The sequence below is a fragment of the Lelliottia sp. RWM.1 genome (genome assembly GCF_016859735.1).
Lineage (GTDB): Bacteria > Pseudomonadota > Gammaproteobacteria > Enterobacterales > Enterobacteriaceae > Enterobacter.
On the sequence record NZ_WLVC01000024.1, the window covers coordinates 1 to 20901 of the forward strand.

36 protein-coding genes are annotated in these 20901 nt (G+C 49.0%); 6 read left to right on the forward strand and 30 right to left on the reverse strand.

Annotation, left to right across the window (positions count from 1 at the left end):
* Window positions 1-247: 247 nt before the first annotated feature.
* Window positions 248-802: a gamma carbonic anhydrase family protein gene (locus tag GF617_RS16430; RefSeq protein WP_181621045.1), complete on the forward strand. Its 555-nt coding sequence runs from the start codon at window positions 248-250 to the stop codon at window positions 800-802.
* Here the strand turns inward: GF617_RS16430 and GF617_RS16435 are convergent.
* From GF617_RS16435 to dprA, 6 genes are read right to left on the reverse strand one after another with little or no spacing between them, the layout of a single operon-like run.
* On the reverse strand, window positions 778-1026 hold the full coding sequence (locus GF617_RS16435) for a DUF1488 domain-containing protein (RefSeq protein ID WP_181621046.1): 249 nt from the start codon (window positions 1024-1026) through the stop codon (window positions 778-780). The genes GF617_RS16430 and GF617_RS16435 overlap by 25 nt on opposite strands.
* Window positions 1023-1841 (reverse strand): shikimate dehydrogenase, encoded by an 819-nt coding sequence (gene aroE / locus GF617_RS16440; RefSeq protein WP_181621047.1) that lies wholly within the window; start codon window positions 1839-1841, stop codon window positions 1023-1025. Before aroE ends, GF617_RS16435 begins: the two co-directional genes overlap by 4 nt.
* Before the next feature lie 3 nt (window positions 1842-1844).
* Window positions 1845-2417, reverse strand: a complete 573-nt coding sequence (tsaC, locus tag GF617_RS16445; protein WP_181621048.1) for an L-threonylcarbamoyladenylate synthase type 1 TsaC — start codon at window positions 2415-2417, stop codon at window positions 1845-1847.
* Window positions 2410-2964, reverse strand: coding sequence for a type I DNA topoisomerase (locus GF617_RS16450; protein ID WP_203452110.1), 555 nt, complete (start codon window positions 2962-2964; stop codon window positions 2410-2412). The genes tsaC and GF617_RS16450 overlap by 8 nt, the downstream gene beginning before the upstream one ends.
* Before the next feature lie 26 nt (window positions 2965-2990).
* A complete protein-coding gene (smg, locus tag GF617_RS16455) occupies window positions 2991-3464 on the reverse strand; it encodes a DUF494 family protein Smg (RefSeq protein ID WP_181621051.1) in 474 nt (157 codons plus the stop codon).
* Window positions 3436-4560, reverse strand: a complete 1125-nt coding sequence (gene dprA / locus GF617_RS16460; RefSeq protein ID WP_203452111.1) for a DNA-protecting protein DprA — start codon at window positions 4558-4560, stop codon at window positions 3436-3438. The genes smg and dprA overlap by 29 nt, the downstream gene beginning before the upstream one ends.
* 127 nt (window positions 4561-4687) lie before the next feature.
* Here dprA and def point away from each other — a divergent pair, with 127 nt between their 5' ends.
* From def to mscL, 5 genes are all read left to right on the forward strand, one after another.
* Window positions 4688-5197 (forward strand): peptide deformylase, encoded by a 510-nt coding sequence (gene def, locus GF617_RS16465; protein WP_181621054.1) that lies wholly within the window; start codon window positions 4688-4690, stop codon window positions 5195-5197.
* A 23-nt stretch (window positions 5198-5220) separates the two neighbouring features.
* The gene (fmt, locus tag GF617_RS16470) at window positions 5221-6168 is read left to right on the forward strand and encodes a methionyl-tRNA formyltransferase (RefSeq protein ID WP_181621056.1); all 948 of its coding nucleotides are present in this window, start codon (window positions 5221-5223) and stop codon (window positions 6166-6168) included.
* Between the two features lie 52 nt (window positions 6169-6220).
* A complete protein-coding gene (gene rsmB / locus GF617_RS16475) occupies window positions 6221-7507 on the forward strand; it encodes a 16S rRNA (cytosine(967)-C(5))-methyltransferase RsmB (protein WP_203452112.1) in 1287 nt (428 codons plus the stop codon).
* A 22-nt stretch (window positions 7508-7529) separates the two neighbouring features.
* Window positions 7530-8906 carry a Trk system potassium transporter TrkA gene (gene trkA / locus GF617_RS16480; protein WP_181621059.1) on the forward strand — a complete coding sequence of 459 codons (1377 nt, stop codon included), beginning with the start codon at window positions 7530-7532 and terminating at the stop codon, window positions 8904-8906.
* 146 nt (window positions 8907-9052) lie between these two features.
* Window positions 9053-9463: a large-conductance mechanosensitive channel protein MscL gene (gene mscL, locus GF617_RS16485; RefSeq protein ID WP_181621060.1), complete on the forward strand. Its 411-nt coding sequence runs from the start codon at window positions 9053-9055 to the stop codon at window positions 9461-9463.
* On the opposite strand, the gene GF617_RS16490 is transcribed toward mscL, so the two are convergent.
* The 24 genes from GF617_RS16490 to rpsC form a co-directional block, all read right to left on the reverse strand.
* Complete coding sequence (locus tag GF617_RS16490) at window positions 9464-9679, reverse strand: alternative ribosome-rescue factor A (protein WP_203452113.1); 216 nt, start codon at window positions 9677-9679, stop codon at window positions 9464-9466.
* A gap of 57 nt (window positions 9680-9736) precedes the next feature.
* Entirely contained in the window at window positions 9737-10150 is a 414-nt protein-coding gene (gene zntR / locus GF617_RS16495; RefSeq protein ID WP_181621062.1) for a Zn(2+)-responsive transcriptional regulator, read from the reverse strand.
* Between the two features lie 2 nt (window positions 10151-10152).
* Entirely contained in the window at window positions 10153-10521 is a 369-nt protein-coding gene (locus GF617_RS16500) for a DUF1992 domain-containing protein (RefSeq protein ID WP_181621063.1), read from the reverse strand.
* 106 nt (window positions 10522-10627) lie between these two features.
* Window positions 10628-11014, reverse strand: a complete 387-nt coding sequence (gene rplQ / locus GF617_RS16505; RefSeq protein ID WP_001216372.1) for a 50S ribosomal protein L17 — start codon at window positions 11012-11014, stop codon at window positions 10628-10630.
* Window positions 11015-11054: 40 nt separating this feature from the next.
* Window positions 11055-12044 (reverse strand): DNA-directed RNA polymerase subunit alpha, encoded by a 990-nt coding sequence (locus GF617_RS16510; RefSeq protein ID WP_002919219.1) that lies wholly within the window; start codon window positions 12042-12044, stop codon window positions 11055-11057.
* 25 nt (window positions 12045-12069) lie between these two features.
* Entirely contained in the window at window positions 12070-12690 is a 621-nt protein-coding gene (rpsD, locus tag GF617_RS16515; protein WP_003863314.1) for a 30S ribosomal protein S4, read from the reverse strand.
* Between the two features lie 34 nt (window positions 12691-12724).
* On the reverse strand, window positions 12725-13114 hold the full coding sequence (rpsK, locus tag GF617_RS16520; protein ID WP_003031137.1) for a 30S ribosomal protein S11: 390 nt from the start codon (window positions 13112-13114) through the stop codon (window positions 12725-12727).
* A gap of 16 nt (window positions 13115-13130) precedes the next feature.
* Window positions 13131-13487: a 30S ribosomal protein S13 gene (gene rpsM / locus GF617_RS16525; RefSeq protein ID WP_003031135.1), complete on the reverse strand. Its 357-nt coding sequence runs from the start codon at window positions 13485-13487 to the stop codon at window positions 13131-13133.
* A 146-nt stretch (window positions 13488-13633) separates the two neighbouring features.
* Window positions 13634-13750 carry a 50S ribosomal protein L36 gene (gene rpmJ, locus GF617_RS16530; RefSeq protein WP_000868187.1) on the reverse strand — a complete coding sequence of 39 codons (117 nt, stop codon included), beginning with the start codon at window positions 13748-13750 and terminating at the stop codon, window positions 13634-13636.
* Window positions 13751-13781: 31 nt separating this feature from the next.
* A complete protein-coding gene (gene secY / locus GF617_RS16535) occupies window positions 13782-15113 on the reverse strand; it encodes a preprotein translocase subunit SecY (protein WP_181621064.1) in 1332 nt (443 codons plus the stop codon).
* A 7-nt stretch (window positions 15114-15120) separates the two neighbouring features.
* Window positions 15121-15555 (reverse strand): 50S ribosomal protein L15, encoded by a 435-nt coding sequence (gene rplO / locus GF617_RS16540; protein ID WP_064327681.1) that lies wholly within the window; start codon window positions 15553-15555, stop codon window positions 15121-15123.
* Between the two features lie 3 nt (window positions 15556-15558).
* Entirely contained in the window at window positions 15559-15738 is a 180-nt protein-coding gene (rpmD, locus tag GF617_RS16545) for a 50S ribosomal protein L30 (protein ID WP_003863301.1), read from the reverse strand.
* Window positions 15739-15744: 6 nt separating this feature from the next.
* A complete protein-coding gene (gene rpsE / locus GF617_RS16550) occupies window positions 15745-16245 on the reverse strand; it encodes a 30S ribosomal protein S5 (RefSeq protein WP_002438697.1) in 501 nt (166 codons plus the stop codon).
* Between the two features lie 14 nt (window positions 16246-16259).
* Window positions 16260-16613 carry a 50S ribosomal protein L18 gene (gene rplR, locus GF617_RS16555; protein WP_181621065.1) on the reverse strand — a complete coding sequence of 118 codons (354 nt, stop codon included), beginning with the start codon at window positions 16611-16613 and terminating at the stop codon, window positions 16260-16262.
* Between the two features lie 9 nt (window positions 16614-16622).
* On the reverse strand, window positions 16623-17156 hold the full coding sequence (gene rplF / locus GF617_RS16560; protein ID WP_100778650.1) for a 50S ribosomal protein L6: 534 nt from the start codon (window positions 17154-17156) through the stop codon (window positions 16623-16625).
* Between the two features lie 12 nt (window positions 17157-17168).
* The gene (rpsH, locus tag GF617_RS16565) at window positions 17169-17561 is read right to left on the reverse strand and encodes a 30S ribosomal protein S8 (RefSeq protein WP_181621067.1); all 393 of its coding nucleotides are present in this window, start codon (window positions 17559-17561) and stop codon (window positions 17169-17171) included.
* 33 nt (window positions 17562-17594) lie between these two features.
* Window positions 17595-17900 (reverse strand): 30S ribosomal protein S14, encoded by a 306-nt coding sequence (rpsN, locus tag GF617_RS16570; RefSeq protein ID WP_015960709.1) that lies wholly within the window; start codon window positions 17898-17900, stop codon window positions 17595-17597.
* Between the two features lie 14 nt (window positions 17901-17914).
* The gene (gene rplE / locus GF617_RS16575; RefSeq protein WP_032614703.1) at window positions 17915-18454 is read right to left on the reverse strand and encodes a 50S ribosomal protein L5; all 540 of its coding nucleotides are present in this window, start codon (window positions 18452-18454) and stop codon (window positions 17915-17917) included.
* 14 nt (window positions 18455-18468) lie between these two features.
* The gene (rplX, locus tag GF617_RS16580) at window positions 18469-18783 is read right to left on the reverse strand and encodes a 50S ribosomal protein L24 (RefSeq protein WP_000729185.1); all 315 of its coding nucleotides are present in this window, start codon (window positions 18781-18783) and stop codon (window positions 18469-18471) included.
* A 10-nt stretch (window positions 18784-18793) separates the two neighbouring features.
* On the reverse strand, window positions 18794-19165 hold the full coding sequence (rplN, locus tag GF617_RS16585; protein ID WP_000613954.1) for a 50S ribosomal protein L14: 372 nt from the start codon (window positions 19163-19165) through the stop codon (window positions 18794-18796).
* A gap of 166 nt (window positions 19166-19331) precedes the next feature.
* Window positions 19332-19586: a 30S ribosomal protein S17 gene (gene rpsQ, locus GF617_RS16590; protein ID WP_181621068.1), complete on the reverse strand. Its 255-nt coding sequence runs from the start codon at window positions 19584-19586 to the stop codon at window positions 19332-19334.
* Complete coding sequence (rpmC, locus tag GF617_RS16595) at window positions 19586-19777, reverse strand: 50S ribosomal protein L29 (RefSeq protein WP_006817276.1); 192 nt, start codon at window positions 19775-19777, stop codon at window positions 19586-19588. The genes rpsQ and rpmC overlap by 1 nt, the downstream gene beginning before the upstream one ends.
* A complete protein-coding gene (gene rplP / locus GF617_RS16600; RefSeq protein ID WP_002919759.1) occupies window positions 19777-20187 on the reverse strand; it encodes a 50S ribosomal protein L16 in 411 nt (136 codons plus the stop codon). The genes rpmC and rplP overlap by 1 nt, the downstream gene beginning before the upstream one ends.
* Before the next feature lie 12 nt (window positions 20188-20199).
* Complete coding sequence (rpsC, locus tag GF617_RS16605) at window positions 20200-20901, reverse strand: 30S ribosomal protein S3 (protein ID WP_000529945.1); 702 nt, start codon at window positions 20899-20901, stop codon at window positions 20200-20202.

Consider the following 20901-nt stretch of genomic DNA (forward strand, 5'->3'; position numbering starts at 1 on the left):
GATTTTTCTCTTCATCCGACCGGGTTGTTTGTGAAGTGATTCACATCCGCCGTGTCGATGGAGGCGCATTATAGGGATCCCATTTTTTAGCACAAGCATTTTTTAGATCTTTTTTTCTGACTGCTGATTTTCCGCGCTTTTCGCTGAAATACCGCCCGACCTGCTTAAATATTGACGTATTTTACCTTGTCTGGATCCCATAATATGATCAAAGTCTTCGGTATACCGTTCATCTGTTGAGGTAGATATGTCTGCAGTATTACGTCCTTATAAAGATCTGCACCCCCAAAAAGGCGATCGCGTAATGATCGATACCAGTAGCGTGGTCATTGGTGATGTTCGAATGGCCGACGATGTCAGCATCTGGCCACTCGTTGCGATCAGGGGAGATGTTAATTATGTGGCAATTGGTGCTCGTACCAATATTCAGGACGGCAGTGTTCTGCACGTGACCCACAAATCCTCACATAATCCTGAAGGCAATCCGCTTATCGTCGGTGAAGATGTCACCATCGGTCATAAAGTAATGTTACATGGCTGCACGATCGGTAACAGGGTACTTGTTGGTATGGGATCGATTTTGCTGGATGGTGTCATCGTGGAAGATGATGTAATGATTGGAGCCGGAAGCCTTGTACCGCAGAATAAGCGTCTTGAAAGCGGTTATCTTTATTTAGGCAGCCCAGTAAAACAAATCCGCCCCTTAAAAGAGACGGAAATCGAAGGATTGAAATACTCAGCGAATAACTACGTTAAATGGAAGAATGACTATCTGGATCAGGACAACCAGACCCAGCCCTGATCGTCTTCCTGCTGATTGCGGATTAAGTCGCTGGCTTCCTCTTCCAGATCCCAGCGATTTTCGCAAAACACCGCTAATGGGTTTGAACCACCAAAACGATGTAGCAGTGTTTCGCCACCTATTGCACAAGTAAGTTGAATCCCGTGAACCAGAACCGGGAAACAGACAGCGTTTCTGCTTTCATCCCAACTCTCTCTGTCGGGAAAGTGAATAGCCTGATTCACATCGACAGTTCCTGTTTCAGTTTTTCGATAACAGGTTCAATTGCTGGCATAACGCCATGCCAGAGCAGCACCGCATGTGCAGCCTGCCCAACCAGCATACCCAGACCATCAGCCAGATGTTTTGCTCCATGTTGTTCGCACCAGTAAAGGAAAGGCGTCTTTCCTTTCTGATAGAACATGTCGTAGAAGAAAACATGAGTATTCACTAGCGAGGCAGGAATAGCGGGAACCTCTCCACTCATACCGCTGGACGTTGCATTAATGACAAGATCGAACTCATGACCAGCAAGATCATCAAGTGCGACAGCGCTAACGCTGCCAGTATGTGCAAACAACGCCGCCAACTCTTCGGCTCTGGAAAATGTTCGATTGGTCATCGTGACAGCGCAATCAAGTGATAACAGTGGAAGCAATACTCCCCGAGACGCCCCACCAGCACCAATCAGCAATATCCTGAAACCTGGCTTTATGAAGGACAGTCGTTCTAAATCGCTGAGTAGCCCAATCCCATCGGTGTTATCACCGAGCAAGCGACCATCTTCAAGCCGTTTAAGGGTGTTCACCGCACCCGCAAGAGACGCTCGCTCTGTAAGCTCATCAGCTCGTTCAAATGCTTCCTCTTTAAAAGGTACTGTCACATTTGCCCCTTTCCCACCCTCGTCGAAAAAGGTATCCAGAGAGGCAACGAACCCATCAATTGGCGCTAATACCCGCCCATAGGGATGGCTGATCTGCAACTGTTTCGCAAACATTTGATGGATTAACGGCGATTTACTGTGTGCTATTGGGTTACCAAAAACGGCATAAGTTTCCATTATTTACCCCTGGCGAAAACGCTCACCGGTCAAGGCATCTCTAATTTCCGATGGATTCAGACGCCCCCCCGTTTCTCCTGAAGCAACGGGGAAATCATCACCAAACTGCGCCAGTACTTCCTGAGTTGTTCTACAAGGAGGCAGGCCCGTAAGATTAGCACTGGTTGATACCAAAGGCTTACCAAATGCCAGACACAATTCAACCACCAGCGGATGATCCGTTACCCGAACCGCAAGGGAATCAAAGCGACCAGTTAACCAGCGAGGCGTCGTCGCTTGCGCCGGGAACACGAATGTCACAGGCCCTGGCCATGCTGAAAAGATCGTTTCTCGCTGAGCCGGTGTTAGCATGGAGTCATCAATATAAGGTTTGAGTTGCTCATAATTGGCAGCAATCAGAATCAGGCCCTTTTCAACCGGCCTCTGTTTTAGTTCAAGCAAACGGTCAACTGCCGTTTCACTGTCAGGGTCGCATCCGACTCCAAAAACAGCTTCAGTTGGATAAGCGATGACTTCTTCATTTTTCAGAACGTCCACAGCATATGCGATGGAGCCTGATGGCAGGTTTTTATTCACTGGTTTGATCCGCCGGAACCGGCTTTCCACATTGTTTACCGGCACAGAAGCATTTCACTCCCTGTGCTGTTTTCTTCTCGATAAGCAGCGGATAGTCACAATAAGAGCAGACACCCGCTACCGGTTTGAAATTGATAACAAACTGGCATTCAGGATAGCGATCGCATGAATGGAAGGTCTTACCAAAACGAGAACGACGTTGTACCAGTTGCCCCCTCTGACATTGCGGGCACGTGATGGCCGTTTCATCTGGTTTATCAATTTGTTCTGTATGCCCACACTCTGGGTAGTGACTACACCCGATAAACATACCAAAGCGGCCCTGGCGCAGAGCTAAGTCACTACCACATAGTGGACAAACTTGCCCCTCCAGAATTTTAACGATATGTCCGTCCGCCTGACTTTTCAGGGGACGGACATAGTCACATTCCGGATAATGCGAACAACCGAGAAACGGACCGTGTTTCCCGGACCGAATGACAAGCTCAGCCCCACATTGTGGGCAGGGCTCATTTTTATGCACCGTGAACAGTGCTGATTTGGCCATAACAACTCTTGGTGCGACACATTGAATCAGTGAAGCATACCTTCATTCACTTCAAAGAGTAATTCTTCCATTTGCTGATAGGCATTTTCACAGCCAGGTATATTGAACAGAACCATCAGGATCACCCATTTAAGGTCTTCCAGCTCAAATTCTGCCGTATCCAGCGCCATGACGCGCTCTATCACCATTTCTCGCGTTTCGAGGTTTAGCACCTGTATCTGCTCAAGGAATAAGATGAATCCTCGGCAGCTGGCATCCAGCCTTTCACACTCTTCAGCTGTATAAATACGTACAGACAGTGGATCGGAAGCAAGCTGCATCGGTTCGGCGAGGCCTTCCTGATAATCAGCCAGTTTCTCAAGCCATATTAACGCATTATAGATATCTTCCCGTTCGAATCCCGCATCAGTAAGGTCCCGTGTCAATTTGTCCTGATCCACGCGCATTTCTGCTTCGTTATGGATGTAAGTTTCAAACAAATACATCAGTACGTCGAACATGGCTTGCCCTCCTCAATCGGACATAGCCGCCGGGTACAGCTGCGATCCACCCTGCTAACTCCAGTTCGAGTAGCTGTGCTACCGTTACTGGCACAGGTTGGCCGGCACGTTCAGCGACAACGTCAACAGGTGTTACCTCATCTCCTACGTTAGCCAGGAGCTTCGGAAATGGCAATGCCACCTCCTCCTGATCTGATGAATAAAGTCGCTTTTCAGGTTCATCTGGCAACCAATGTAAGCCGTATCGCAAATTTTCGAGTATATCTTCAGTGTTCGTTACTGGCGTAGCGCCTTGCTTAATCAGCCAGTGCGGTCCTTCACAACCTGGGTTTCCGACAGGGCCGGGTAAAGCAAAAACCTCACGCCCCTGTTCAAGCGCACATCTCGCAGTGACAAGTGACCCGCTGCGCACAGCAGCCTCAACCACCAGAACACCCCGGCTAAGACCACTAATAATACGATTACGGCGAGGGAAATTTCCGGGTCTGGGCGGTGTCGCGAGCGAGAATTCAGAAACGATAGCCCCTTCAGAGGCAACAATATGTTCCGCCAGGAAGGCATATCTACGCGGGTAAACACTAAAAAGTCCATTACCTAATACAGCGACACTTCGCCCCTTGGCCGTAAGCGCGGCGCTGTGGGAAACACCATCAATACCACACGCCAGACCACTGGTAATCGTAAAACCACATTGAGCCAATTGCTCGCAGAAAATTCGCCCCCATCTTTCACCATACCAGGACGGCGCACGGCTGCCCACAACGGCCAACTGTAAGCTATTAAGTACATCAACATGGCCTTTCACAAAGATCGCCCCTGGGTAATCGGGAATCGCTCGTAATAAAGGAGGATAAAGTGGGCTACATGCAAGTAGTAGATGATTACCCGGTTGCTCGAGCCAAATTAAACTCCGTTCAAGCTCATACTGACTGAGTGCGAAGAATCTTTTGGTCTGCCTGGCAGATAGCCCCGCCTCTCTGACTGTAGTGTCATCAATGATCGTCTGACAAAGCAGTCGTTGTGCAACGCATAGCATCACATCACCACATAGCGCATCTATATTTATCAGCCGTAACCATATCTCTGTAGATGTCATCCTTTTCCCTGCCATAAGCAGCCTCAGCAATCTTTGCGATTGGTCACCGATGCTGTCAATCGAAGGGGGATTTGTCTAGAATAGAGGTAATATTCTCATCAACTCCTGAACACGACTCTGGAAATTTATGGCAGTTTTGCAAGTGTTACATATCCCGGACGAGCGCCTTCGCATCGTCGCTGAACCGGTTAAAGAAGTGAATGCAGACATTCAGCGTATCGTCGATGATATGTTCGATACTATGTATGCCGAAGAAGGTATTGGTCTTGCGGCAACCCAGGTGGACATTCACAAGCGTATTATCGTGATCGACGTTTCTGAGAATCGCGAAGACCGTCTGGTATTAATTAATCCTGAACTGCTCGAAAAAAGCGGTGAAACAGGAATAGAAGAAGGCTGTCTGTCTATTCCTGAACAGAGAGCTTTAGTACCTCGTGCGGAAAAGGTAAAAATTCGGGCACTTGATCGCGACGGAAATCCGTTCGAACTTGAAGCCGATGACCTTCTGGCGATTTGTATTCAGCATGAGATGGATCATCTGGTTGGTAAGCTATTTATCGATTATCTCTCTCCACTGAAACAGCAGCGCATCCGCCAAAAAGTAGAGAAACTTGATCGCATGCGTTCTCGCGCATAACATTCAAGGATACAAGGAATAACGTGTCTAGAAAGCTACGTATTATCTTCGCGGGAACCCCTGATTTTGCAGCGCGTCATCTTGAGGCGCTGTTATCTTCTGGTCACCAGATTGTTGGCGTGTTTACTCAGCCCGATCGCCCTGCTGGTCGTGGTAAAAAACTGATGCCGAGCCCGGTGAAAATGTTAGCAGAAGAGCATGGATTACCCGTGCTCCAGCCTGTGTCATTGCGCCCTCAGGAAAATCAGGAACGGGTTGCCAACCTGAACGCCGATGTCATGGTGGTAGTGGCTTACGGTTTAATTCTTCCAAAAGCCGTTCTTGATATGCCACGTCTGGGTTGCATCAACGTGCACGGCTCTTTGCTCCCTCGCTGGCGAGGTGCTGCGCCAATCCAGCGATCTCTTTGGGCAGGAGATACAGAAACTGGCGTCACTATCATGAAGATGGACGTAGGTCTCGACACAGGGGACATGCTCTATAAACTGGCGTGCCCAATTACAGCAGAAGACACAAGTGCCACTCTATACGATAAACTGGCAGGACTTGGTCCACAGGGTCTCATTGAGACGTTACAACAGCTGGCGAGTAATACAGCACAACCTGAAGTTCAGGATGAAGCTCTCGTTACCTACGCAGAGAAACTGAGCAAGGATGAGGCTCAGATAGACTGGTCGCTATCCGCAGTGCAGCTTGAACGTTGCATTCGCGCCTTTAATCCATGGCCAATGAGTTGGATCATGATTGATGGTCAGCCGGTTAAAGTCTGGAAAGCCTCTGTCATCGAAGGACATTCAGCCAAAGAGCCTGGAACGATCATTGATGCTAACAAACACGGTATACAGGTCGCTACGGCTGAGGGTATCTTGAACCTTGAGTCACTGCAACCTGCCGGAAAGAAAGCGATGAGTGCCCAGGATCTATTAAATTCCCGTCGTGAATGGTTTGTTCCCGGCCTTAGTCTTGCCTGAACTCATTTATCCTTAAGGCCCGGAGTTTCCGGGCATTTTTATTTTTACGGTTATGAAAAAACAAAATCTACGCAGCCTGGCGGCACAGGCCATTGAAAAAGTCATCGAGCAAGGGCAATCATTGAGTAATGTCCTTCCTCCACTACAACAAAAAGTTTCGGATAAAGACAAAGCACTCCTCCAGGAGTTGTGTTTTGGCGTCCTGCGCACACTTTCACAGCTTGATTGGTTGGTTAGTAAGCTGATGTCGCGTCCGATGACGGGCAAACAGCGTACGATTCATTATTTGATCATGGTCGGCTTCTACCAACTTCTTTACACGCGTATTCCTCCCCATGCTGCGCTGGCAGAAACCGTCGAAGGTGCGGTCGCGATTAAACGACCTCAGCTAAAAGGCTTGATCAACGGTGTGTTGCGCCAGTTTCAGCGCCAACAAGAAGAATTGTTGACCGAATTTGCCCAGACAGAAAACCGCTTCCTGCACCCTGACTGGCTTCTGAAGCGCCTTAAAAAAGCCTATCCACAAGAATGGCAAGCAATTGCCGAGGCCAATAACCAGCGTCCACCGATGTGGTTGCGCGTTAACCGCAACCATCAAACCCGTGACGCATGGCTTGCATTGCTGGAAGACGCGGGAATGAGTGGATTCACACATGAAGCTTATCCAGACGCTGTTCGTTTAGCTTCTCCTGTTCCTGTACAAGCATTGCCTGGCTTTGAAGAAGGCTGGGTGACTGTGCAAGATGCTTCAGCCCAGGGTTGTATGACCTGGCTTGAACCAAAAAATGGTGAGCAGATCCTCGATCTCTGCGCCGCACCTGGTGGGAAAACGACACATATCCTGGAAGTCGCCCCACAAGCCAGCGTAATGGCTGTTGACGTCGATGAGCAACGACTCTCTCGCGTATACGACAACCTAAAACGTCTAGGATTAAAAGCGCAAGTCAAGCAAGGTGACGGACGTAAACCAACTGAATGGTGTGGCAATATCCAATTTGATCGTATTTTATTGGATGCTCCCTGCTCTGCGACTGGAGTGATCCGCCGTCATCCAGACATTAAATGGCTGCGCCGTGACCGTGATATTAACGAACTTGCCCAACTGCAAGCGGAAATTCTTGGCGCAATATGGCCCCACCTGAAACCAGGAGGCACACTGGTCTACGCAACATGTTCTGTTTTACCGGAAGAAAACAGTCAGCAAATTACAGCGTTCCTCAAGCGCACGCCTGATGCCCGGCTCCATGAAACGGGTACACCAGAACGTCCAGGCCAGCAAAACCTCCCTGGTGAGGAAGACGGTGACGGCTTCTTTTACGCTAAGCTAATCAAAGAGTGATGTTGAGAACAGGTCACACACTATGAAGATAATCATTCTGGGTGCAGGACAGGTTGGCGGCACGCTGGCCGAAAACCTCGTGGGTGAAAATAACGACATCACTATTGTCGATACTAACGGCGATCGTCTCCGTGTTTTGCAGGATAAGTTCGATCTTCGTGTCGTTCAGGGCCATGGTTCACACCCGCGAGTGCTACGTGAAGCCGGTGCTGACGATGCCGATATGCTGGTTGCAGTGACCAGTTCTGACGAAACCAATATGGTGGCTTGTCAGGTGGCCTACTCACTCTTCAATACACCTAACAGGATTGCCCGCATTCGTTCACCCGATTATGTCCGGGATGCGGATAAGCTGTTTAATTCAGAAGCCGTTCCCATCGACCACCTTATTGCGCCAGAACAGTTGGTTATCGATAGTATCTATCGTCTTATTGAATATCCTGGCGCTCTGCAGGTTGTTAATTTTGCCGAAGGTAAAGTCAGTCTTGCCGTTGTTAAAGCCTATTATGGCGGTCCATTGATCGGTAACGCACTCTCCACTATGCGCGAACATATGCCGCATATTGATACACGTGTTGCTGCTATTTTCCGTCACGACAGGCCCATCCGCCCACAAGGATCAACAATTGTCGAAGCGGGTGATGAAGTCTTCTTTATTGCGGCTTCACAGCATATCCGGGCCGTCATGAGTGAGTTGCAACGCCTTGAGAAACCCTACAAGCGCATCATGCTGGTCGGTGGTGGCAACATAGGTGCGGGCCTGGCACGGCGGTTAGAAAAAGATTACAGCGTTAAGTTGATCGAGCGCGATCAGCAGCGAGCCTCTGAACTGGCAGAAAAGTTACAAAACACGATCGTGTTTTATGGTGATGCCTCAGATCAAGAGTTACTGGCTGAAGAGCATATTGATCAAGTAGATCTCTTCATTGCTGTCACCAACGATGATGAAGCAAACATCATGTCAGCCATGCTGGCAAAACGCATGGGTGCAAAAAAAGTCATGGTGCTTATCCAACGTCGTGCCTATGTCGACCTGGTTCAGGGCAGCGTCATTGATATTGCGATCTCTCCTCAACAAGCCACTATTTCGGCCCTGCTTAGCCATGTACGTAAGGCTGATATTGTTGGAGTATCATCACTTCGACGCGGTGTCGCCGAAGCTATCGAAGCGGTCGCACATGGCGATGAAACCACATCGCGCGTTGTTGGTCGGTCCATTGATGAAATAAAACTGCCGCCAGGAACCATAATTGGAGCAGTCGTTCGGGGTAATGATGTCATGATCGCTAATGATAATTTACGTATCGAACAAGGTGACCATGTCATTATGTTCCTTACGGATAAAAAGTTTATTACCGACGTAGAACGTTTATTCCAACCAAGTCCATTCTTCCTGTAATAGTTGAGGTGCTCTTATCTGGGCACCTCAACATTAACCATCCAATCTATATGCCTTAATTTTTTCATAACGATTATTTATCCCCAATGGCAAATAGCTAATCATTTGTTAAACTTATAATCGTCAGCTGGCACAAGGAGAACATAATGAGTTTTATTAAAGAATTTCGCGAATTTGCGATGCGCGGGAATGTAGTGGATTTGGCTGTGGGTGTCATTATTGGTGCTGCGTTCGGTAAGATCGTCTCATCATTAGTTGCCGACATTATAATGCCACCTTTAGGGCTTCTTATCGGGGGAATTGATTTCAAGCAATTTGCCGTAACGCTACGAGATGCTCAGGGAGACGTTCCCGCAGTAGTAATGCACTATGGCGTGTTCATTCAAAACATATTTGATTTTGTTATCGTAGCGTTTGCTATTTTTATGGCCATCAAGCTCATTAACAAACTCAATCGTAAAAAAGAAGAACCTGCAGCAGCACCTGCCCCAACAAAAGAAGAGTTACTGCTTTCTGAAATTAGAGACCTTCTGAAAGAACAAAATAATCGTTCTTAATCAGATTGATAAAGCAAGAAGGCCAGTGGTAAAAAAGTGATTCACTTTTTTGCCACTGGCCTCCCAGTTACCTCGTTTTGCATGTTTGTCTTTTCTCAGATAACTTCCTTTCCCTTTCTTATTCGTCTCAACCCGCTGTCTAAAAAGTGGGTCATGGAGCAAGGCCTCAATCGCATTATCTTTGATTTGCCCTTTCGTATGTTTATAGCGACTCATCGTTTCTCCTGAATCGGATTCATGTTGACGGCAGTCTAGACCTGAGAGTGCTGAAAATCAACACCCGCTGGCTCCTTGCTCTAGCGCTTCCAGAATAGAGCAATAGATACTGCTATGAGCAGTGCCACAGCATGCATCATTTAAACGCTGTAATGAACGCTGCATAGTTTGAAGTTCCTGAATTCGCTCTTCAACTTCGTTCAACCTGGCCTGAACAATGCTTTTTGATTCCTGGCACGTATGGTGCTCGGGATCAATACGGATCGATAGCAACTCACGTATCGAATCCAGAGTGAAACCAAGTTGTCTGGCATAACGAATAAATTTAAGACGCTGCAGATCGTTTTCGGTATAAAGACGAAAACCGCCTTCAGTCCGCACCTCGTGATCGATCATCTGCTGTTTTTCATAATAACGAATGGTATCAGGCGTTACATTCGCGAGCTTTGCAAGTTCACCAATTCGGTACATGCTTATTCCTCATTTATTTTATGTATCAGCCTTTCTGAATATTCGCCATGCAGAAAGCCTGTATCTAAACCTGCCTGACGCAGTTTAAGCTCAACCAATGTCAGCCTTCGGCTTAACTCTGCATGTTGGGGGTCATCGCTACGGAGACTTTTAATCATGTCGCCAAGGAGTAAAGCTTCTTTACGCTGTTCAAGTTCCGGTGGCAAGCAACCTGCATTCTTCAACAAGCGATACCCTGAACGTAACTCGGGTGCAACGCACGAATCATCATCCAGCACTAACGGAGCACCTGTTCCCGGAAGATTATCAAACTCACCTTTTTTTTGGGCATCACTGATATGGCGTTCTGCCCACTGATCGAGCAACCACATTATGGACTCCAGGAGAGGAACAAGAAGATAGAATCATTGTAGTGGGGTGGAGATATGAGAGATATAAAAAAACCCGCCGAAGCGGGTCTTTTTACGTTACTACAGATTACTCTGCAGCAGCTTCTGCTTTCGACTCAGAACGATCAACCAGCTCGATGTAAGCCATCGGAGCGTTGTCGCCTGCGCGGAAGCCACACTTCAGAATACGAGTGTAACCACCGGCACGGCTCGCGAAACGCGGGCCCAGCTCGTTAAACAGTTTTGCCACGATCTCGTTATCACGAGTGCGGGCGAATGCCAGACGACGATTTGCAACGCTGTCAGTCTTGGCAAGAGTAATCAGCGGCTCAACTACGCGACGCAGCTCTTTCGCTTTAGGCAGGGTCGTCTTGATGATCTCATGACGAACCAGTGAACCTGCCATATTGCGGAACATAGCCTGGCGATGGCTGCTGTTGCGGTTCAGTTGACGACCACTCTTACGATGGCGCATGACCTTATCCTTCTCAGTAAAACCTTAACCTGTGATCCGGTTACTCGTCAGCAATGCTTGCTGGTGGCCAGTTTTCCAGGCGCATGCCCAGAGACAAACCACGAGAAGCCAGCACGTCTTTAATCTCAGTAAGAGATTTTTTACCCAGGTTCGGCGTTTTCAGCAACTCAACCTCGGTACGCTGTACCAGATCACCGATATAGTGGATAGCTTCTGCCTTGAGGCAGTTAGCAGAGCGGACAGTCAATTCCAGATCGTCAACAGGGCGCAGCAGGATCGGATCGAATTCTGGTTTCTCTTCTTTGACTTCCGGCTGACGTACATCACGTAAATCAACGAAAGCTTCCAGTTGTTCAGCCAGAATGGTCGCCGCACGACGAATCGCCTCTTCAGGATCGATTGTGCCGTTGGTTTCCATTTCGATGACCAGCTTGTCCAGGTCGGTACGCTGTTCTACACGCGCTGCTTCAACATTGTAGGCAATACGCTCTACAGGGCTATAGCATGCGTCGACCAGCAGACGGCCGATTGGGCGCTCATCTTCTTCCGAATGAATTCGGGCAGAAGCCGGCACATAACCACGACCGCGCTGAACTTTGATACGCATGCTAATAGCTGCGTTCTCATCGGTCAGGTGGCAGATCACGTGCTGCGGCTTGACGATTTCAACATCACCGTCGTGGGTGATGTCGGCTGCAGTCACAGGGCCAATGCCAGATTTATTCAGAGTAAGAATAACTTCATCTTTCCCCTGAACTCTCACCGCCAGCCCTTTCAGGTTGAGCAGGATTTCCAGGATATCTTCCTGAACGCCTTCTTTGGTGCTGTACTCATGAAGTACACCATCAATCTCAACCTCGGTCACCGCGCAACCCGGCATCGATGAGAGCAGAATACGGCGCAGTGCGTTACCCAGAGTATGGCCAAAGCCACGCTCTAAAGGCTCAAGGGTCACCTTGGCGTGCGTCGAACTCACTTGCTCGATATCTACCAGGCGCGGTTTTAGAAACTCTGTCACAGAACCCTGCATTGTGTCCTCTCTTTGGTACTAAGCTTTACTTGGAGTAAAGCTCGACGATCAGGTGTTCGTTAATGTCCGCAGACAGATCAGAACGTTCCGGCTGACGCTTGAACGTACCTTCCATCTTGCCAGCATCAACTTCCAGCCAGGTTGGCTTTTCACGCTGCTCAGCCAGCTCCAGAGCGGCTTTCACGCGAGATTGCTTTTTCGCTTTCTCACGAATGCTAACAACGTCATTCGCTTTAACCTGATAAGAAGCGATGTTAACAACACGACCGTTTACCATGATTGCTTTGTGGCTAACCAACTGGCGTGATTCAGCACGAGTAGCGCCGAAGCCCATACGGTATACAACGTTGTCCAGACGCCCTTCCAGCAGAGCCAGCAGGTTTTCACCTGTGTTGCCTTTCAGACGTGCTGCTTCTTTATAATAGTTACGGAACTGACGTTCCAGCACACCGTAGATACGGCGAACTTTCTGCTTTTCACGCAACTGCACACCATAGTCAGACAGACGCGGTTTACGCGCACCGTGCTGGCCAGGAGCTTGTTCAATTTTACACTTGGTATCGATCGCGCGAACGCCAGACTTAAGGAATAAGTCGGTGCCCTCACGACGGCTCAGCTTGAGCTTAGGACCCAAATATCTTGCCATTTTCTATCTCCAACAATCCTAGAAAACGAGCGCGTTATACGCGACGTTTTTTCGGCGGACGACAACCGTTATGAGGGATCGGAGTCACATCAGTAATATTAGTGATGCGGAAACCAGCGGCATTCAGAGCACGAACTGTAGATTCGCGACCTGGACCCGGACCTTTTACCATAACTTCCAGATTCTTGATGCCGTATTCTTTTACGGCTTCAGCGCAACGCTCTGCTGCAACCTGAGCTGCAAACGGAGTGGATTTGCGTGAACCACGGAAACCGGAACCACCGGCAGTTGCCCAACCCAATGCGTTACCCTGACGATCAGTAATAGTAACGATGGTGTTGTTGAAAGAAGCATGGATATGAGCCACGCCGTCAGAGACTTGTTTTCTTACACGTTTACGTGCACGAATTGGTGCCTTTGCCATTATTCAATCACCCCGATTATTTCTTGATCGGTTTGCGCGGACCCTTACGGGTACGTGCGTTGGTCTTGGTACGCTGACCGCGAACCGGGAGACCACGACGATGACGCAAACCGCGATAGCAACCAAGATCCATAAGACGCTTGATGCTCATGCTAACTTCACGGCGCAGATCACCTTCAACGACAAATTTGGCAACTTCGTCACGCAGCGTGTCGATTTGTTCTTCAGACAGCTCACTGATCTTAACATCTTCAGCGATACCCGCGGCAGCCAGAATGGCCTTAGAACGGGTCTTGCCGACGCCATAGATCGAAGTTAATGCGATCACAGCATGTTTCTGATCAGGAATGTTAATGCCTGCTATACGGGCCACTATGCACTCCTACTATTTAATATGTACGCACCATGCTGAAAAGCCCGTTTTCAGGATACTCAAATGGAAACGTACAGACATACAAAAGATTGGCTGGCTAATCTAGCCAGCTCAACCCAACTTTGCAAGAAAAATATGCGAAATAATCAGCCTTGGCGCTGTTTATGCTTCGGCTCGGCACTGCAAATCACACGGATGACACCATCACGCTTAACGATTTTGCAGTTACGGCATAATTTCTTGACGGAAGCACGAACTTTCATTTTTACTCTCCGTAACTTCTCAGGCGACCAATTAGCGGCCGTAGCCTTTCAGGTTCGCCTTCTTCAATGCAGACTCATACTGACTCGACATCATCAGAGTTTGCACTTGAGCCATAAAGTCCATAATCACGACAACAACGATAAGCAGAGAAGTCCCACCGAAGTAGAACGGTACTTTCATTGCATCACGCATGAACTCCGGGATCAGGCAGATAAAAGTAATATAGAGCGCACCAACTAAAGTCAGGCGAGTCATTACTTTATCGATATACTTCGCCGTTTGCTCTCCCGGACGAATTCCTGGTACAAATGCACCGGACTTCTTCAGGTTATCTGCTGTTTCACGCGGGTTGAAAACCAACGCCGTATAGAAGAAACAGAAGAAGATGATCGCAGACGCATAGAGTAACACATAAAGTGGTTGCCCAGGCTGCAAATACAGCGAAATTGTTGTCAGCCAGTTCCAACCAGTCCCGCCCCCGAACCATGACGCGATGGTTGCCGGGAACAGAATAATACTGGAAGCGAAGATCGCTGGGATTACCCCTGCCATGTTCACTTTCAGCGGCAAATGTGTGCTCTGTGCAGCATAGACACGACGACCTTGCTGACGCTTCGCGTAGTTCACCACAATACGGCGTTGACCACGTTCAACAAAGACAACAAAGAACGTCACTGCAAATACTAATACTGCAACCAACAGCAACAGGAGGAAGTGCAGGTCGCCTTGACGCGCTTGCTCGATAGTATGGGCAATGGCTGGCGGGAGTCCCGCAACGATACCAGCGAAGATAATGATCGAAATACCGTTACCGATACCACGTTCAGTAATCTGTTCGCCGAGCCACATCAGGAACATAGTCCCTGAGACCAGACTTACAACAGCGGTGAAATAGAATGCAAAGCCTGGATTAATCACCAGGCCCTGCATACCAGGCATATTCGGCAGACCGGTAGCAATACCGACTGACTGGAATATCGCCAGCACCAGAGTGCCGTAACGGGTGTACTGACTGATCTTACGACGACCAGACTCCCCTTCTTTCTTCAACTCAGCTAAAGCCGGATGAACGACTGTTAGCAACTGGATGATAATCGATGCCGAAATATACGGCATGATACCCAGAGCAAAGATAGAAGCACGGCTGAGAGCACCACCAGAGAACATGTTGAACATTTCAATGATAGTGCCTCGCTGTTGCTCAAGCAGTTTGGCAAGTACAGCGGCATCGATACCAGGGATCGGAATAAAAGAGCCAATACGGAAAACAATCAGCGCACCAACAACAAACAAAAGTCTGCGTTTCAGTTCGCCAAAACCACCCTTGGCACTTTGAAAATCTAATCCCGGTTGCTTAGCCATCTGCTACTTATTCCTCAATTTTACCGCCAGCAGCTTCGATAGCAGCACGAGCGCCTTTAGAAACACGCAGGCCACGAACAGTTACCGGAGTAGAAACTTCACCAGCCAGGATCACTTTCGCGAACTCGATCTGGATACCGATAATGTTAGCTGCTTTCAGCGTGTTCAGGTCTACAACGCCGCCTTCAACTTTCGCCAGGTCAGACAGACGAATTTCGGCTGTAATCGCTGCTTTGCGAGAGGTGAAGCCGAATTTCGGCAGACGACGGTACAGTGGCATCTGGCCACCCTCGAAACCGCGACGCACGCCACCACCAGAACGAGAGTTCTGACCTTTGTGACCACGACCACCGGTTTTGCCGAGGCCAGAACCGATACCACGACCAAGGCGTTTACCCGCCTTTTTAGAGCCTTCGGCTGGAGACAGAGTATTTAAACGCATCTCTTACTCCTCAACTTTAACCATGAAGTAAACCGCGTTGACCATACCACGAACAGCGGGAGTATCCTCACGCTCAACGGTATGACCAATACGACGCAGACCCAGGCCAAGCAGCGTTGCCTTGTGTTTCGGCAGACGACCGATTGCACTGCGGGTTTGAGTGATTTTAATAGTCTTTGCCATGGTCAATTACCCCAGAATTTCTTCAACGGATTTACCACGCTTGGCAGCGACCATTTCTGGAGAATTCATATTTTCCAGGCCATCAATAGTTGCACGAACCACGTTAATCGGGTTGGTGGAACCATATGCTTTAGCCAGAACGTTATGAACTCCAGCGACTTCCAGAACGGCGCGCATTGCACCACCGGCAATAATACCAGTACCTTCTGAAGCCGGCTGCATGAAGACACGAGAACCCGTGTGAACACCTTTAACTGGGTGTTGCAGGGTGCCGTGGTTCAGCGCGACGTTAATCATATTGCGACGGGCTTTTTCCATCGCTTTCTGGATCGCTGCTGGTACTTCACGCGCTTTACCGTAACCAAAACCAACGCGACCATTACCATCACCAACAACAGTCAGAGCTGTGAAGGAGAAAATACGACCACCTTTAACGGTTTTAGATACGCGGTTAACCGCGATCAGCTTTTCCTGCAGTTCGCCAGCCTGTTTTTCGATGTGAGCCATCTTACACCTCTACCTTAGAACTGAAGGCCAGCTTCACGGGCAGCATCTGCCAGTGCCTGGACACGACCATGATATTGGAACCCGGAACGGTCAAAGGACACATTTTTAATGCCTTTTTCCAGAGCGCGTTCAGCGACAACTTTACCAACAGCTGCAGCAGCGTCTTTGTTACCGGTGTACTTCAATTGTTCAGCGATAGCTTTTTCTACAGTAGAAGCGGCTACCAGAACTTCAGAACCGTTCGGTGCAATTACCTGTGCGTAAATATGACGCGGGGTACGATGTACCACCAGGCGAGTTGCACCCAGCTCTTTGAGCTTGCGGCGTGCGCGGGTCGCACGACGGATACGAGCAGATTTCTTATCCATAGTGTTACCTTACTTCTTCTTAGCCTCTTTGGTACGCACGACTTCGTCGGCGTAACGAACACCCTTGCCTTTATAAGGCTCAGGACGACGGTAGGCGCGCAGGTCTGCTGCAACCTGACCGATCAGCTGTTTATCAGCGCCTTTCAGCACGATTTCAGTCTGAGACGGACATTCAGCAGTGATTCCCGCTGGCAGCTGATGCTCAACAGGGTGTGAGAAGCCCAGAGACAGGCCTACTGCATTCCCTTTGATCGCTGCACGATAACCTACACCAACCAGCTGAAGCTTTTTAGTGAAGCCTTCGGTAACACCAACAACCATTGAGTTCAGCAGGGCACGCGCGGTACCAGCCTGAGCCCATCCATCCACGAAACCATCACGTGGACCGAAGGTCAGAGCATTATCTGCATGTTTAACTTCAACAGCATTGTTGAGAGTACGAGTCAGCTCGCCGTTTTTACCTTTGATCGTAATAACCTGACCGTCGATTTTTACATCAACGCCGGCAGGAATAACGACCGGTGCTTTAGCAACACGAGACATTTTTTCCTCCGATTAGGCTACGTAGCAGATAATTTCGCCACCAAGACCAGCTTGGCGCGCTGCACGATCAGTCATAACACCTTTAGAGGTAGAAACAACTGCGATACCCAGACCAGCCATAACTTTTGGCAGCTCATCTTTTTTCTTATAGATGCGCAGGCCTGGGCGGCTGACACGTTGAATGCTTTCTACAACAGCTTTACCCTGGAAATACTTAAGAGTAAGTTCCAGTTCCGGCTTGGTGTCGCCTTCAACTTTAAAATCTTCGATAAAACCTTCTTCCTTCAGCACTTTGGCAATTGCCACTTTCAGCTTGGCGGAAGGCATGGTGACCGCAACTTTGTTCGCGGCCTGACCGTTACGGATACGGGTCAGCATATCCGCGATCGGATCTTGCATGCTCATCTGTCTTTACTCCCGTGATTCAATTGGTGACAATTACCAGCTAGCCTTTTTCAGACCCGGGATTTCACCGCGCATTGCGGCTTCACGGACCTTGATACGGCTCAACCCGAACTTCCGCAGGAAAGCATGCGGACGACCAGTTTGACGACAGCGGTTACGCTGACGAGACGGGCTGGAATCACGCGGCAGAGACTGCAGCTTCAGAACTGCATTCCAACGATCTTCGTCGGAAGCGTTCACATCAGAGATGATCGCTTTCAGTTCAGCGCGTTTAGCGAAGAATTTATCAGCTAAAGCTACGCGCTTTACTTCGCGTGCTTTCATTGATTGCTTAGCCATTCAGTAACCCTACCTTACTTGCGGAACGGGAAGTCAAAGGCAGCCAGCAGAGCACGGCCTTCTTCATCAGAGTTCGCAGTAGTGGTAATGGTAATATCCAAACCACGCACGCGGTCGACTTTATCGTAGTCGATCTCTGGGAAGATGATCTGCTCCCGGACACCCATGCTGTAGTTACCACGACCATCGAAAGACTTAGCGGACAAGCCACGGAAGTCACGAATACGTGGTACAGCAATAGAGATCAGGCGCTCAAGGAACTCCCACATGCGTTCGCCACGCAGAGTTACTTTACAGCCGATCGGATAGCCCTGACGGATTTTGAAGCCTGCAACAGATTTGCGTGCTTTGGTGATCAACGGTTTTTGACCGGAGATTGCTGTCAGATCAGCTGCTGCGTTATCCAGCAGTTTCTTGTCAGCGATCGCTTCACCAACACCCATGTTCAGGGTGATCTTCTCGACCCGAGGGACTTGCATGACAGAATTGTAGTTAAACTCAGTCATGAGTTTGTTAACTACTTCGTCTTTGTAGTAATCATGCAGTTTCGCCATCGTACTACTCCAAATTACTTGATAGTTTCGCTGTTAGACTTGAAGAAACGGACTTTTTTGCCGTCTTCGAATCTAAAGCCTACACGGTCAGCCTTGCCGGTTGCCGCATTGAAGATTGCTACGTTGGAAACCTGAATAGCGGCTTCTTTTTCAACGATGCCACCTGGTTGGTTCAGGGCCGGAACCGGCTTCTGATGTTTCTTAACCAGGTTGATACCTTCAACAATAACCTTGCCGGAAGACAGGACATTCTTAACTTTACCGCGTTTACCTTTATCTTTACCGGTTAACACGATAACTTCGTCATCACGACGGATTTTCGCTGCCATGATTCGCTCCTTAGAGTACTTCTGGTGCCAGAGAGATAATTTTCATGAACTTTTCATTACGAAGTTCACGAGTTACCGGCCCAAAGATACGCGTGCCGATAGGCTGCTCGCTGTTATTGTTCAGAATAACGCATGCATTACCATCGAAGCGAATGACAGAACCGTCAGGGCGACGAACACCCTTCTTGGTGCGCACCACTACCGCTTTCAGCACATCACCTTTTTTGACCTTACCACGTGGAATTGCTTCTTTGATGGTGATCTTGATGATGTCGCCTACGCCTGCGTAGCGACGGTGCGAGCCACCCAGAACCTTGATACACATTACGCGACGTGCACCGGAGTTGTCGGCGACGTTCAGCATAGTCTGTTCTTGGATCATTTTAGTGCTCCGCTAATGTCAACTACTACCTGAGACTCTAAATTCAGAGCCATTAAAAAGCCCCATATCGAGGGCGCGGCATTATAACACCGCTTCTACAATATGGGTAGAAAAAATAAACGGCTCATCGCTGAGCCGTTTATTCGTATCGAGAAGGCTTACTGTATTACAGAACCGCTTTCTCTACAACGCGAACCAGCGTCCAGGACTTAGTCTTGGACAGCGGACGGCATTCGTGGATTTCTACCACGTCACCAATACCGCATTCGTTGTTCTCGTCATGTACGTGCAGTTTGGTCGTACGCTTGATGAATTTACCGTAGATCGGATGCTTCACAACGCGCTCGATAGCTACAACAATGGATTTCTCCATTTTATTGCTAACAACACGACCTTGCAGAGTACGGATTTTATCGGTCATTACGCACCCGCCTTCTGAGTCAGTAAAGTCTTAACGCGAGCAACATTGCGACGCACTTGCTTCAGCAGGTGAGTCTGTTGCAGTTGGCCACTAGCAGCCTGCATACGCAGGTTAAACTGCTCACGCAGCAGGTTCAGCAGCTCAGCGTTCAGCTCTTCAACACTTTTTTCACGCAGCTCATTTGCTTTCATTACATCACCGTCTTAGTTACAAAGGTGGTTTTGATAGGCAGTTTCGCTGCTGCCAGTCCGAATGCTTCACGGGCCAGCTCTTCCGGTACACCGTCCATTTCATACAGGACTTTGCCCGGCTGAATCAAGGCAACCCAATACTCCACGTTACCTTTACCTTTACCCATACGGACTTCCAGCGGCTTCTCGGTAATTGGTTTGTCCGGGAATACACGGATCCAGATTTTACCTTGACGCTTAACTGCACGGGTCATTGCACGACGTGCTGCTTCGATCTGACGTGCAGTCAGACGACCACGGCCAACAGCTTTCAGACCGAAAGTGCCGAAGCTAACATCCGTACCCTGCGCCAGACCACGGTTGCGGCCTTTGTGCACTTTACGGAATTTTGTACGCTTTGGTTGTAACATCAGCGACGCTCCTTATTTACGGCCTTTACGCTGCTGCTTTTTAGGTTGCGCAGCCGGTTTTTCCGGTTGTTCAACAGCAGCCATACCACCCAGGATCTCACCTTTGAAGATCCATACCTTAACGCCGATTACACCGTAAGTGGTGTGCGCTTCAGAGGTGTTGTAGTCAATGTCAGCACGCAGAGTGTGCAGCGGTACGCGACCTTCGCGGTACCATTCGGTACGTGCGATTTCCGCGCCGCCCAGACGGCCGCTAACTTCAACTTTGATACCTTTAGCGCCCAGACGCATTGCGTTCTGTACAGCACGCTTCATAGCACGACGGAACATAACACGACGTTCCAGCTGTGAAGTGATGCTATCAGCAACCAATTTAGCGTCCAGTTCAGGCTTACGAACTTCAGCGATATTGATCTGTGCAGGAACGCCAGCGATATCCGCTACGACCTTGCGCAGTTTTTCTACGTCTTCGCCTTTCTTTCCGATAACGATACCCGGGCGAGCAGTGTGAATAGTCACACGAATGCTTTTAGCCGGACGCTCGATAACGATACGAGATACAGACGCTTTAGCCAGTTCCTTAGTCAGGTACTGACGTACTTTAAAATCGCTGTCCAGGTTGTCAGCGAATTCTTTGGTGTTCGCAAACCAGGTTGAGTTCCATGGTTTTACAATACCCAGGCGAATACCATTAGGATGTACTTTCTGACCCAT